This is a genomic window from Oceanicaulis sp. (assembly GCF_965249665.1).
Taxonomy (GTDB): Bacteria; Pseudomonadota; Alphaproteobacteria; order Caulobacterales; family Maricaulaceae; genus Oceanicaulis.
The window spans coordinates 1,126,236-1,139,089 of the sequence record NZ_OZ252247.1 but is presented as its reverse complement, the minus strand read 5'-3'; the positions used below and the strand labels follow the sequence as shown (position 1 = coordinate 1,139,089).

Sequence of the window (12,854 nt, the reverse complement as noted above, 5' to 3'; positions counted from 1 at the left end):
CGGCCCGGCGCGACGCAGAGACCCCGCGCCCGAGAGTTGACCCATGAGACTTGATCAGACCCAAGCCCAGGCGCAGCCCTGGGACGTGATTGTTATCGGCGGCGGCCATGCCGGCTGTGAAGCGGCGAGCGCGTCCGCCCGCTTGGGCGCCCGTACGCTATTACTGACCCACAAGGCGTCAACGATTGGCGAGATGTCGTGCAACCCGGCCATTGGCGGATTGGGCAAAGGGCATTTGGTGCGCGAAGTGGATGCGCTGGATGGCGTGATGGGTCGGGTGGCGGATGCGTCCGGCATTCAGTTCCGTCTGCTTAATCGCTCAAAAGGCCCGGCCGTGCGCGGGCCGCGCACTCAGTCTGATCGCAAGCTCTATCGTGAGGCCATGCAGGCTGCGCTCGAAGCGCAGTCTGACCTCTTCATTGTCGAGGCGGCGGCGGAAGATCTGATCATCGAAAACGGGCAGTGCCGCGGCGTGATCGACGGAGCGGGGCGGGCCTATCGCGCGGGCGCAGTGGTGCTGACGACAGGCACCTTTCTGAAGGGCGTGATCCATCGCGGCCATGAACGCATTCCGGCGGGCCGACACGGCGAAGCGCCCGCCAATGGTCTGTCTGAAACGCTCTATGGTCTGGGTTTGCGGCTTGGGCGATTGAAAACGGGCACGCCTGCGCGTCTTGATGGTTCGACGATCAACTGGTCGGCGCTTGAGATGCAGGCGGCTGACGACACCCCCGTGCCGTTCTCCTTCCTGACCGACACCATCACCGTGCCACAGATAGCGTGCGGGATTACACGCACCACCGAAGAGACCCATAAGATCATAGCTGACAATCTGGATCAGTCTGCAGTCTATGGCGGAGCGATTTCGGGGCGGGGACCGCGCTATTGCCCCTCGATCGAGGATAAGGTCGTTCGCTTCGCCGATCGCAGCCAGCACCAGATCTTCCTGGAACCCGAAGGCCTGGACGACGACACGGTTTATCCCAACGGAATCTCCACGTCCTTGCCAGACGTGGTTCAGGATGCCTTCCTGCGCACCATTCCGGGCCTCGAACAGGTCAAGGTGCGCCGCTATGGCTATGCGATTGAGTATGATTATGTGGATCCGCGCGAACTGAGTGCGACGCTCGAGATCAAGGCCATGCCGGGCCTCTTCCTGGCCGGTCAGATTAATGGGACAACGGGATATGAAGAAGCGGCGGCTCAAGGGTTGATGGCTGGCTTTAACGCAGCGCTTAAAAGCTCTGGCTCTGAGCCCTTCATTCTGGACCGCTCCGAAGCCTACATCGGCGTGATGATCGATGATTTGATCACCCGTGGCGTCACAGAACCCTATCGGATGTTCACTTCACGGGCGGAATACCGTTTGACCTTGCGCGCTGACAATGCCGATCAGCGGCTGACCGATAAGGCGATTGCTTTGGGCGCTGCGAGTGTTTCACGTGAAACATCCTGGCGTCAGCGTCAGGCCGATCTAGCGCAAGCACGTCAGATGGCGACGGACTTCACCCTGACCCCGGCGGAAGCCAAACGTCATGGCATCAAGGTCAATGAGGATGGCAAGCGGCGTTCCGTGATGGAATTGCTGAGCTATCCCGATATCAGATGGCGCGATATGATGGCGATCTGGCCCGAACTCGCCGCGATCAAGCCGCGTGTGGCTGAGCAGATCGAAATCGACGCCGTCTACCATGGTTATCTGGAGCGCCAGCAATTGGATATCCTCGCCTTCCAGCGTGATGAAGGCGTGCGCATCCCAACCGGCTTTGACTATTCCAGCGTGGGGGGTCTCTCCAACGAAGTGCGTGAGAAACTGATGGCGGCGACCCCCGCCACGCTGGGTCAAGCGGCGCGTATTGAAGGTGTTACGCCCGGCGCCCTGACAGCGCTCCTGGCGCATCTGAAGCGCAAGCCGGTTGGAGCGCAGAGCGCATGAGCGAGATGAGTTACGGCCCGGACCAGTTTCAGGCCGAAACCGGTGTTTCACGTGAAACACTGGAGCGGTTTGAGACCTGGCGGCGGCTTCTGGAGGAGACCAGCGCCCATACCAATCTGGTGGGGCGGGGCACTCTGGCGGCGTTCTGGCATCGTCATGCCTTGGATAGCTGGCAGGTTCTGGAGTTGATGCCTGAGGCGGCCCGTTGGGCGGATCTGGGCGCGGGGGCCGGCTTTCCAGGGCTTGCCATCGCCTTTGGCCTCATGGAGCGCGGTATTGAGGCGGGGCATGTCCTGATGGTGGATTCCGTCGCCAAGAAAATGGCGTTTGTGAACCAGGTGATCAGAGAAACCAAAGCCCCCGCGATTGCGCGTGCAGATCGTGTGGAATCGATCCACCCTGTCCCTGAGATGGATGTTGTCACGGCGCGCGCCATGGCGCCTTTGGGCAAATTGCTCGGTTATGTCCATCCTTTTGTGGAAAAAGGGGCTGTGGCCCTGCTTCCGAAGGGCGCGCGGTATAATGAGGAATTGACCGAAGCGCGGAAAAGCTGGACGTTTGAGGCAGAGGTCTTGCCGAGCCGTACATCGCCCGAGGCCGCTATTCTGAAAATCAGGGGACTTGCTCGTGTCTGAAGACTCTCGCACCGCGCCGCCCAAGGTTATCGCCGTCGCGAACCAGAAAGGGGGCGTGGGCAAGACCACGACCGCCATCAATCTGGCCACCGCGCTCGCCGCTATCGGTCAACGCGTTGTCGTTCTCGATCTCGATCCGCAGGGCAACGCGTCGACAGGGCTGGGCGTGTCCCGGGCAGACCGTCGCGCGACTTCCTATGACGTGCTGGTGGACGAGCGACCCTTGCAAGATGCCTTGATCGACACGGATGTGCCGGGTCTGGCGATCATTCCGTCAGATGAGAATTTGTCGGGCGCTGAACTTGAGTTGTCGGATGCGCCGCGCCGCTCCTATCGTCTTCGGCACGCCATTGACCGTTTCCGGCGAACCCTTTCCGGTATGGGCGAGCATTGCGATTACATCCTGATCGACTGCCCGCCCTCTCTCAATCTTCTGACGGTGAATGCGATGACGGCGGCGGATTCCGTTCTGGTGCCGTTGCAAACGGAATTCTTTGCCCTGGAAGGTCTGACCCAGCTGATGCGGACAATTGATCTGGTTCGCGGAAACTTGAATAAAACCCTGGAAATTCAAGGTGTTGTTCTAACAATGTATGACCGCCGCAACAACCTCTCATCCCAGGTCGCCGCCGATGTGCGCGAGCATTTCGGCGACAAGGTCTACAAGACGGTCATACCGCGCAATGTGCGTGTGTCCGAGGCGCCGAGCTTTGGCAAACCTGTCCTGCTCTATGATCTCGAATGCGCAGGGGCGCAGGCCTACCTCAAACTGGCCAGTGAAGTGGTCAAGCAGGAGCGGCGCGCAGCTGACGCGCTGACCCCGGCATGAGTGCAGACGAACGCAAACCGAGCCGTGGTCTGGGACGCGGACTGTCCGCCTTGCTTGGCGAAGGGGAAGAGGCGGAGGCCGTCCGCGCAGATACCGCCAACGCCAAGCGCTCCCGCTCAAGCCGGGACGGCGTCCAGATCTTGCCGGTGGAATTGGTTCAGCCCAATCCTGACCAACCGCGCAAGACCTTTACCGAAGCTGATCTGGCCGAATTGAGTGAGTCCATCGCCACGAAAGGCCTGCTCCAGCCCATCCTGGTGCGGCCCATGCCGGGTGAGACTGAGCGCTACCAGATTGTCGCCGGCGAACGCCGCTGGCGGGCGGCGCAGCGCGCCCAGCTGCATGAAGTTCCGTGTTTGGTTCGTGAGCTAACTGATCGCGAAACCTTGGAAATCGCAATCGTCGAGAACGTTCAGCGGTCCGATCTGAACCCGGTTGAAGAGGCGCGCGCCTTCCGTCAATTGGTGGAGACGTTCGGTCATACTCAGGAAGACGTGGCCAAAGCGGTCGGCAAATCACGCGCGCATGTGGCGAACACGCTGCGGCTTCTGGCGATGCCGAAAGCGGTGCTGGCCCATCTGGAAGCAGGCAGTCTCAGCGCCGGCCATGCCCGCGCCATCGCGACGGCGCCCAATCCTGAAGCGCTCGCGGAACAGATTATCCGTGACGGCCTGTCGGTGCGCGCAGCTGAAGCTTTGGCGCGGAACGCCTCTGGACAGGCGCCCGAGCGCAAGTCGGCATCCGCCACGCCTCAGCCCAAAGATGCGGATACGCGGGCGCTGGAAGCGGATCTCTCCAGTCGCCTTGGTCTGGCGGTCGAGATCAAGGCGAAGGGCGAGCAAGGCGAGTTGCGTGTGCGCTTTTCCAGCCTCGAGCAACTCGATGATGTGTGTCGTCGGCTCAGCCAGAGCGGATCCGGCGCATATTAGCCAGAAACTCTGTGTCTCTGAGAGCGCGTGACCCGTAGACAGGTGCGTCTATTGAAATTTCAGGCGCTCTCAGCGAGAAATCTCCATAAGCTCTTGAAATTAATAGCCTTATCGGCGCGCATTTGCGGCGGCGCGTGACAGACGCAAGATCAGATCCCCAACAAGGGCCTCGGCTGGCGCGCCCGACCGTTTGACGGCGCGTTCGGCGTCAAACGCATATTTGCGCGCCTGGTCCAGACGCCGTCCGGTCCACAATCGCGCCGATCGTTTGAACTGATCGGCGGGAGGGCCGAAGCGCGGGGCGCCTGCACGCGCCAGGGCGCCCGCATCGCCGCCGCCGGTGTGGAAGGTGTCGAACTGATCGATGCGGCGTTGCAGGCCGCGCAGCACGCCGACCGGGTTCAGACCGGCGGAGAGCCCTCGGGCATAGGCGGCGTCGGCTGCGCCCACATCCCCGCCAAGGGCTGGATCGAGAATCTGGTCCATGGCGGCTTCTGAGCCGACGGCCGAGACATCAGCGATGTCTTGCCGGGTGATCTGAGCGGCCTCGCCGCCGCGTTGCGATGCGAGCCCTTTATAGAGGATGAGCTTTTCAAGCTCGCTGCGCGCCAGAGCGCGGTCACCTTCCAGGAAAGGCGCGAGCATGGCCCGCGCGTCCGGGTCCAGAGACAGGTTTTCCGCGCGAAACATCTCTTCAGCCAGACCGATCAGGTCGCGCGTATTGTCTGCATAGCAGGGCGCGGCGAGGCTGCGCTTGCCGTCTTCGGCGGCTTTGCGCAGCTTTGAAGTTTTCCTGAGATCGCCTGATTCAATCACCAAAGTGGCTTCGGAGGGCGTGACGCCGTCATCGACTTCGGTCAAAAGGCGCGCGATCGGGGCTGAATCGCCAGACAGGCGCAGGCGCACCAGGCGCGGATCCCCGGTCATAGAGAGCGCTGCAAGCGCGTCGGCCAGGGCAGCGGGATCGGCTTTCACATCATCATCGGTGAGGCGGGTCACCGCAAATGGATCGTCGGGATCTGTCACGAGCGCTTTTGACAGTGTATCGGCGCGTTCACGCACCATGCCCAGATCCGGCCCATAAATCAGATAGATCGTATAGGAGCCGTCAGGCTGGGACAGCGCCCGATCCGCATCGCGGGGTTTGAGCTTCACCGCCGCTCAATCGCCTCGCGCTGACGCAGCGCAACGGCGATCTCCTGCACCAGACGTTCCGCCATGGCTTCAGAAGCCTGCTCTTCGGCGTTTGAGGCGCCGGAGACGAGCGAATAGGGATCAGAGCTCGCATCAAACAGGGATTCTTCGCGCAACCGGCCTTCAGCGATCACAGCTCCGCTGGCGTCTGTCAGTGTATACGACGTCGTGATGACCAGAGCATATTGACGCGCGATGCCTGTAGCGCTGAGGCCGAGCGAGTTTTGCGCGGTCTCATTGGTCAGCGTCAGCTGGTAAGGACTGCGACCCTCACCCAGAAAATCACGCAAGGCGTCTTCAATCAGATAGTCCACGCGCTCCTGCCCGCGGTTGACCTCAAGCCCGGGCAATTGGCTGAACCCTGCTCCGCCATAGAGCGGCTTGAACCCGCAGGCGGACAGGCTGATCAAACTGATCACCAGAACGCCGGTGCGGAGCAGGGAGGAGCGCAAGGACAGCATGTTGAGAAATTAGTCCTGAATGGTCTGGATGCGCAGCTGACGCGCCCGGGTCAGAATGGCGTTCTCGATCTGGATGCGGGTCGCAGGATCAATCTCGGCGTCAACCCATCCGCCCTCAGCGCCGCGAACCTGTTTGAACAGCTGAACCGACAGGGCGTCGGCGCGCAGGCGCGTGTCCAGAATGTAAACGGTGGCCTTGAAGCGCTCGTCCTGAATTTCGGGGTTGGCGTACCAGTCAGTGATGATGACGCCGCCGAACGGGTCCACTTCAGACAGGGGCATGAAGGACAGAACTTCCAGCGACGAGCGCCACAGGAAGCTGTTCACGCCAATGCCGGCCTCAGGCGCATCGCTGACCTGTCCGCCACCGCCGAACACACCGCCCAGAAGACCCCGATCCTGACTGTTATCGCCTCGCGACGCGCAAGCTGCCAAGCTCATCACGCAAGCGGCGACGGCGAACGGAGTGATCAAACGGCGAAACAACATGTAAACGGCTCCCGGCCAAGCGGTTTAGCGCCGGTTTCCGACGCGTCTTTATCTTATTGCTCTATAGCATGCCGGTGCGCGGACGCCAGTGTTGAGGCTGGCGCTCTTGGCGGTACAGCTGTTGTTTTCATGCCACAAATATTCAGTTCTGCCGTCAGACCCGGTCTGTCAGCTTGACGGTCAGCCACGGTTAGGCGGAGAAAATAAGGGCACGTCCGGGGGGACGGGGCCGTTCGGCGAGGCCACGAGTTATGACCTGTTTCCGTAAGGCGCTGATTTTATGCGTCTTCTCAGGCGGGCTCGTGGCCGCGCCGACAACTGCCTGGGGCCAGACGGCGCCAGCGCATCTGTCTATTCTCTCTGAAACCGTCTTTGAGTTTGAAGCGGATCTTGATCTCGTCTTCGGGATTGGAGACTCCGCAGCACGAAAGAGCTCGCCCTACGCCGATCTCACACTGCGCGGCGTCAGCGAAACCCTGACTGATCAAGGGTGGCGTTATGGCGTCGAGCTGGAGGCGCGCTTGACCAGCGGGGATGGACGGCGGGGTCTGGCGCGCCCGGATCTGACCGGACCTCAGGTCTCGGGGCGTCCTGTCGCCGGCTTGCTGACCGGTTTGTCAGGCGAGGCCGGGCTGGATGACGCCAGCGCGCGATGGATTGCAGATCAGGCGCAAGTTTACCTGCAGTCAGCCTGGGTGAAGCTGCGCGCCGGGTTGGGCGATACGGCTGCGGAGCTGGAAGCTTCTGATCCTTTGCATGTTTTTCGTCTGACGCGCGCCCAGGGCGCCGTGTTTGATCTGAGCGGTCTGAATATCGCGGATACAGGTCTGACGCTGGCGGACGCCGCGCCAACCGTGTCCATTCAATCCCGGCGTATCGTGGGTTTGCGGGTCGCTGCGTCCTTTGCGCCAGACAGTGATCCGTGCGCACGGGCGTGTCATCCGGCCGGGCCTGAGATTCTGCGCGCTGATCTGGGTGAGATCTGGTCTGTGGCGGCGAGTTTTGACCGGCGCGCGCCGACAACCGGCGTGCGCTGGAGCGCATCCTTGGGCTTTGAAACGGCGCAAGCACAAGGGCCGGTCGCCGCCCTGTTTGACGATCCCTGGCTAATGCGGGGCGCATTGGTGCGTCAGGCCGGCGACCTGACCCTCAGCCTGTCAGGTCTGACGGGGTCTGACGGCTATCAGGGCGCTGAATACGACAGTGCCGGCTTTGGGGTGACGTACGAGCACGGCGACTGGCTTTACGGGACGGAGCTGGGGTATGGCCAGTCTGACCTGGTCAGCACAGAGACCGTCAGCGTTCTCCTGGGCGTGTCCCGCTTGGTTGGCGCGAACGGATTGCTGGGTCTTGGCGTGATGAGCGTGCGCGAAAGCGCGGGTGGACTGGAAAGTGACAGCGTCCAAGTGCTTGTAGAGACAGGGTTGCGTTTTTGACACGCCCCAAATGGATTGTGCCGGTTCGCCTCTTTCGGCGCCTTACAAGCGTCACACAGCTACGCTATGTATGAGTTTGGACTTGTTGGGATGGACTTATGCGTTTGAACACGCTCCTTGCGACATTGCTGTGCACCGGTGCTCTTTGCGCCGGAACCACCGCGTATGCGCAAGAGTCCAATACCGATAATGCCTTCGCATTGACGGGCGGCGCCAGCCTGGCGCCCGTGCTGGACCCGTTCACACTGTCGTTGCGCACGTTTGATGCGCTGGACGCTGCGCCTGACGCTGTGATGTCTGATCCGGTGGATCTGCCTTCGCGCCCGACCGTCATTGATGATCGTGGCTCGGCGTCGGCCTTGCCCTGGTATGAGCGGTTCACGCTGGCCCCGTCCGCCACGCGGTCGGTGTGGGCTCAGCCGTCTGATGAGTTTCAGCTTCAGGCTGGCGATCGTTGGGGCGTGACGCTCGGCTACACCGCGCCTGCGCGTGGTGATCAGGGCGTGGATCTGGAAGATTTCAGCGCCGGCGCCTTCATTGAGTTTTCAGACCATTTCCGCTTTGGCGGCGAGGTGCGGTTCACCTCTCCTGAAGAGCAAGTGTTTGGCGAAGACGGTGAGGACAAGGCGCCGGAAATCCGGTTTGAGTCCGCCTTCCGCTTCTAGGGTCTCGCGGCTAGATTTGCGGAGAGTCCGACAGGGCGCCCACCGCGCCAACGCCTGAAATTCCCAAATGATTGAGCCGTTTGATGCTGCGTGCATTGACGCCGCCAAGCGCATAGACAGGCATTGAGCAAGAGCGCGCCAAGGCGGCCAGCCGGAATGCGCCCATCGGGCGTGTGGCGCTGGGACTGCGAGACTTAAAAACAGTTGAGACGAAGGCGAGATCCGCCAGACCCTGGGCGCGGCGCAACGCAGGCGGATTATGCGCGCTGGTTGAAATCAATCCGTGAGAGCGCCTTACATTGGCTTTGGTCAGCCAGCGTTCAGGCCAATGGACGCCGTCCGCGCCGCACTCGAAAGCCAGCTCAGGCTCAGCGGCAATCAGGCACAGCCCGCCCTTGTCATGTCGGATCTTCACAAGATCAGCGGCGTGTGCCTGAAGGTCGTCCCGCCCAAAGAGTCTGAGGATCAGGCCGACGCCGTCCGGAAGCGCGCGGGCCAGAGCCTTCAAATCCGGCGTACGCTCGGGATCGGTCAAGCAAAACAGGCCCGGCAAGCCCGGTCGTGGGCCATCCAATGCGTTCGCCAGCCTTGCCAGACGGGCTGCGCCGTCATACCCAGTCATCGACATGACAGACCTGTACCCCAATTCCGTTGACGGCATCGCTGCAGCCCGCGCCGAGATTTTGACCCGTATCGCCAAAGCAGCCAAGCAGGCGGGGCGGTCAGCCGGTGCGATTGATCTGGTTGCCGTATCCAAAGTTCAGCCCGATGAGCGGATCGACGCCATGCTGGCCACAGGTCAGCGCATTTTTGGCGAAAACAGGGTGCAAGAAGCGCAAGCGCGCTGGCGTGAACGCCGCATCACCCATCCCAATCTGCAATTGCGCCTCATCGGCCCGCTTCAGACCAACAAGGCGGAGGATGCCTGCGCCCTGTTTGATGTCATCGAGACGCTGGATCGTGAGAAGCTGGCGGGCGCCTTGGTCAAGGCGATGGAGAAAACGGGCCGCCGACCCTCCCTTTATGTCCAGGTCAATACAGGCGATGAGCCCCAGAAAGCAGGGCTTTCGGTGGGTGAATGCGTCGAATTCGTCCGCCATTGCCAGCGCGATCTTGATCTGCCCATTGAAGGGCTGATGTGCATTCCACCCGTGGAAGAGCCCGCCGCGCCGCATTTCGCCTTGCTGTCCAAGCTGGCCGCGCGCGCCGCGCTCTCCAAACTGTCCATGGGGATGAGTGCGGATTTTGAGCTGGGCGTGCGCCTGGGCGCGTCATCGGTCCGCGTGGGTTCGGCGCTGTTTGGTGAACGGGTGAAGCGCTAGGGCGTGATCTCGATCCAGTCATCGGTTGTCAGGCGGCCGACAAGTGCAATGAGTTGGTCCCGCGCAATCGCGACGCAGCCCTCTGTGGGTTTGAACTCTGGCGAGGCGCAATGCAGGAAGATGGCCGAGCCGGCGCCGGGTTGAGGCGGATCGTCATTATGGCCCAGCACCACGACCAGATCATACAGACCGTCTTCACGGGTCAAGGTCTCGCAGGATGCGGGATAGGGCAGGCGCACAGGCAGATTATAGGCTGGATCTGACGCTGCGTCGCACCAGCCGTCATCAGAGCGGATCGGATCGATCACCAGCGCGGTGTCCGGCTTGTCGATGCGGTCAGCCCGCCAATAGGCGCGGCGCACACGCCATCGCCCGATCGGACTGGCGCCATCGCCTTCAGATTTCAGCTCCGCCCCGATAACGCCAGCGCGCCCCAGGGCGCACGAGGCCTTGAAGGCAGGCCCGGCCAGGGCGGCTTTCTGGGCGCTTGCGCTATACACCGTCATGCACGATCTCCAGCTCAGACGGTCCTAGCGGGGTGCGCATTGCAGCCCGGATAAGCAGGGCAAGCGGCGCGAAGACGCATTTGAATGAAGCGGACAGTGTTGTGTCCCGGCCATTCCATGGATTTCCTTGATAGTCCGCATTATTCACCTGTCATTTCTTTCAAGACTATCAAAGACTTTGCTTGAAGCCCAGCTTTCGCGGGCGCCCTTTTGGCAAATGATAGAGCAACATAATGAAGTCTGGCGAACACCTGAATTTGACACGTATTGAGGGCGCCAGCGCGAGAGGTTCACGAGTCTTAACGCGCAGCGCCCTGTTGCGGCGGACCCGCAAGGCCGCCCCGTTGTGGCCAGTCGTCCAGACGGTCTCCGGTCTGACGAGCCGATCGACCAGGGGCTGCGGTCAAAAGCTTCGTCATTTCGCCTGTTTCTGATTGCCGGGGTCGCACTGATCTTGGGGACCCGAAGCTGCGTCTTCGCCGGGTTCCGCTGGATTTAACGACCCCTGTACCGACCGGCTCAGCTCGCGCCGTCTCACCTTTCATCATCGCACACCGAACTGACCGTGATCCGGTCGGGCAGGTCCATTGCGGCCTGATAGCGGTCTCCTCTGTGTGCCCTCCAACCTTATGAGGATCTTCATGTTCAAACATCTCGTCTTGCCAGTCATCGCCGCGGGCGTTGTCGCCGGCGCGGTCGCTACGACACCCTCCCACGCCCGACCTGCGGCGCAGATCACCGACCCTGAAGTGTTAGCGGAGCGGGTCGAACGTTACTTCTCCGCCAGCGCCCAGAACCAGGCGCCTGGCCTGATCCACGTGTCAGTTCGCGGTGAAACGCTGTTCGAAGAGGGCTATGGCCTGGCGAACCGAACGACGGGACGGCCCATTGATCGTCACACAATTTTCGACATTGGCTCTTTGACGAAGCAATTCACCGCAGCAGCCATTCTGGTTCTGGTCGACAGAGGCGAGCTCAGTACAGACGACACGCTGGCGCAGTATTTTCCGGCTATTCCGGCCGACAAGGCGTCGATCACCCTCCACCAATTGCTGACGCATTCTTCTGGGTTGTCAGATGAGACCAGCGGGTTCGAAGGGAATGACCGAGGGCCTTATGTATCGCGGGATGCCTTCCTGTCAGCTCTGTTTGCAAGTCCGCTCAATGCCGCGCCCGGCGAACGGTTTGAGTACACGAATGCCGGGTACAGCCTGCTTGCTGCGATCATCGAGGATGTGTCAGGACAGGAGTATGAGGTGTTTCTTCGCGAAGCCGTTTTGAGCCCCGCAGAGATGCACCATACCGGGTATCAGCTTCTCGACTGGTCTGCGGACACTGCTGCGCATGGCTATTTCTGGCCATTCCTTGACACGGACCGGGCCGACCAAGGCGTATTCCTGACCCGCTGGACCTCTGAACCTGTAAGCTGGCGTTTGCGCGGTAATGGCGGTCTGCACGCCAATCTTGAAGATCTGGTTCGCTGGCACCGTGCTTTACAGGATGGCGCGATCCTCTCGCCGGAGGCTCTGGCGCGGTATCAGACCGGCTACGTACCCTTCTCGGAGAGCGGGCTCTATGCCTATGGCTGGGGCGTGCGCACAAGCCCAGCCGGAACGCCTGTGCTGACGCATAATGGCGGCAATGGGATCTTCTTTGCCTGGATTGGTCGCTTCATCGAAGAGGACATCCTGATCATCCATCTGACCAATGAAGCCTATGACAGTCTCGAACAGGCAGGCCCGAATGTCCGCGACATGGTCTATGACAGCGCATTCCAGCCCTCTCCAATTCCACCCTCGCCGGTGCGCGCAATTGTAGGCTATGCCCGCTCAAATCCCGTCGCCGCGGCCTCAGAGCTCAGCGAGCATTATGAGCGGCTCTACGGATATGGCGTTGAATATCCAGACATCATCAATCTGGCGGCCCGGCATGTTGGCGCGGCCGGAGACGAAGCCTGGGAATTGGCTCTGCTTGAGCTCAATGTCGAGCTATTCCCGCAAGATGGGCTGCTGCATTACAGCCTGGGCGCCGCCTACTTCAGTCGAGGCCAGCGCAGCAGGGCGATCCAATCCTTGCGGCATTCCATAGCGCTGGGGGCTGAGCAGGAGGTTTGCGACTGGTGCGAGCCGGCGCAGGAGGCTCTTGCGGCGCTGGGCGAATAGTCTTCGACCGCTCAAGCGGTAAGGGGCTTGAAGCCGTCATGGCCTCACTGGGTGGTGTCTTGAAATGCGGTGAGAACTGAGCAAACGGTGATAGGGCAACCTGGCTGACGCTCGATCCTCCAGTTTTGAAATCACCGGACCTGCGCGGACTATCCCTTATGTGAAAGGGCGTGCGAGCGGCGTATGAGGGTCGGCGACGGGGCGCTTATCGCCTTTTGCAAAAGCGGTAGCGTGCCCCGCTCGCCTCCCCCACCACGGCGGGCGGCCTCACGAAAAAATTCGCAAGGCTC

At 61.4% G+C, this 12,854-nt stretch carries 13 protein-coding genes; 8 read left to right on the top strand and 5 right to left on the bottom strand.

Annotated elements, in window-relative coordinates:
* Window positions 1–43 precede the first annotated feature (43 nt).
* From mnmG to ACP154_RS05325, 4 genes are read left to right on the top strand one after another with little or no spacing between them, the layout of a single operon-like run.
* Window positions 44–1,936, top strand: coding sequence for a tRNA uridine-5-carboxymethylaminomethyl(34) synthesis enzyme MnmG (gene mnmG / locus ACP154_RS05340; protein WP_421861167.1), 1,893 nt, complete (start codon window positions 44–46; stop codon window positions 1,934–1,936).
* Window positions 1,933–2,571, top strand: a complete 639-nt coding sequence (locus ACP154_RS05335; protein WP_421861170.1) for a 16S rRNA (guanine(527)-N(7))-methyltransferase RsmG — start codon at window positions 1,933–1,935, stop codon at window positions 2,569–2,571. The genes mnmG and ACP154_RS05335 overlap by 4 nt, the downstream gene beginning before the upstream one ends.
* Window positions 2,564–3,400, top strand: coding sequence for a ParA family protein (locus tag ACP154_RS05330; RefSeq protein ID WP_107711998.1), 837 nt, complete (start codon window positions 2,564–2,566; stop codon window positions 3,398–3,400). The genes ACP154_RS05335 and ACP154_RS05330 overlap by 8 nt, the downstream gene beginning before the upstream one ends.
* Window positions 3,397–4,329 (top strand): ParB/RepB/Spo0J family partition protein, encoded by a 933-nt coding sequence (locus tag ACP154_RS05325; protein WP_421861173.1) that lies wholly within the window; start codon window positions 3,397–3,399, stop codon window positions 4,327–4,329. The genes ACP154_RS05330 and ACP154_RS05325 overlap by 4 nt, the downstream gene beginning before the upstream one ends.
* A gap of 108 nt (window positions 4,330–4,437) precedes the next feature.
* On the opposite strand, the gene holA is transcribed toward ACP154_RS05325, so the two are convergent.
* Genes holA through ACP154_RS05310 form a run of 3 tightly spaced genes read right to left on the bottom strand, consistent with a single transcriptional unit; the run spans window position 4,438 to window position 6,473 of the window.
* Window positions 4,438–5,484, bottom strand: a complete 1,047-nt coding sequence (holA, locus tag ACP154_RS05320) for a DNA polymerase III subunit delta (RefSeq protein WP_421861176.1) — start codon at window positions 5,482–5,484, stop codon at window positions 4,438–4,440.
* Window positions 5,481–5,984, bottom strand: coding sequence for an LPS assembly lipoprotein LptE (lptE, locus tag ACP154_RS05315; protein ID WP_133724401.1), 504 nt, complete (start codon window positions 5,982–5,984; stop codon window positions 5,481–5,483). Before lptE ends, holA begins: the two co-directional genes overlap by 4 nt.
* A 9-nt stretch (window positions 5,985–5,993) precedes the next feature.
* A complete protein-coding gene (locus ACP154_RS05310; protein WP_421861179.1) occupies window positions 5,994–6,473 on the bottom strand; it encodes a DUF3576 domain-containing protein in 480 nt (159 codons plus the stop codon).
* Between the two features lie 251 nt (window positions 6,474–6,724).
* Here ACP154_RS05310 and ACP154_RS05305 point away from each other — a divergent pair, with 251 nt between their 5' ends.
* A complete protein-coding gene (locus tag ACP154_RS05305; RefSeq protein WP_421861181.1) occupies window positions 6,725–7,909 on the top strand; it encodes a porin in 1,185 nt (394 codons plus the stop codon).
* 98 nt (window positions 7,910–8,007) lie between these two features.
* The gene (locus tag ACP154_RS05300) at window positions 8,008–8,574 is read left to right on the top strand and encodes an NtrZ family periplasmic regulatory protein (RefSeq protein ID WP_146160046.1); all 567 of its coding nucleotides are present in this window, start codon (window positions 8,008–8,010) and stop codon (window positions 8,572–8,574) included.
* A 10-nt stretch (window positions 8,575–8,584) separates the two neighbouring features.
* On the opposite strand, the gene ACP154_RS05295 is transcribed toward ACP154_RS05300, so the two are convergent.
* Window positions 8,585–9,202 (bottom strand): thiamine phosphate synthase, encoded by a 618-nt coding sequence (locus ACP154_RS05295; protein WP_421861184.1) that lies wholly within the window; start codon window positions 9,200–9,202, stop codon window positions 8,585–8,587.
* On the opposite strand from ACP154_RS05295, the gene ACP154_RS05290 reads away from it, so the two are divergent.
* Window positions 9,201–9,896 carry a YggS family pyridoxal phosphate-dependent enzyme gene (locus ACP154_RS05290; protein ID WP_421861186.1) on the top strand — a complete coding sequence of 232 codons (696 nt, stop codon included), beginning with the start codon at window positions 9,201–9,203 and terminating at the stop codon, window positions 9,894–9,896. The two genes, ACP154_RS05295 and ACP154_RS05290, sit on opposite strands and share 2 nt — an antisense overlap.
* On the opposite strand, the gene ACP154_RS05285 is transcribed toward ACP154_RS05290, so the two are convergent.
* The gene (locus ACP154_RS05285; RefSeq protein ID WP_421861189.1) at window positions 9,893–10,402 is read right to left on the bottom strand and encodes a L,D-transpeptidase family protein; all 510 of its coding nucleotides are present in this window, start codon (window positions 10,400–10,402) and stop codon (window positions 9,893–9,895) included. The two genes, ACP154_RS05290 and ACP154_RS05285, sit on opposite strands and share 4 nt — an antisense overlap.
* Before the next feature lie 641 nt (window positions 10,403–11,043).
* Between ACP154_RS05285 and ACP154_RS05280 the strand changes: the two genes are divergently transcribed.
* Window positions 11,044–12,564, top strand: coding sequence for a serine hydrolase domain-containing protein (locus tag ACP154_RS05280; RefSeq protein WP_421861192.1), 1,521 nt, complete (start codon window positions 11,044–11,046; stop codon window positions 12,562–12,564).
* Window positions 12,565–12,854: the final 290 nt, after the last annotated feature.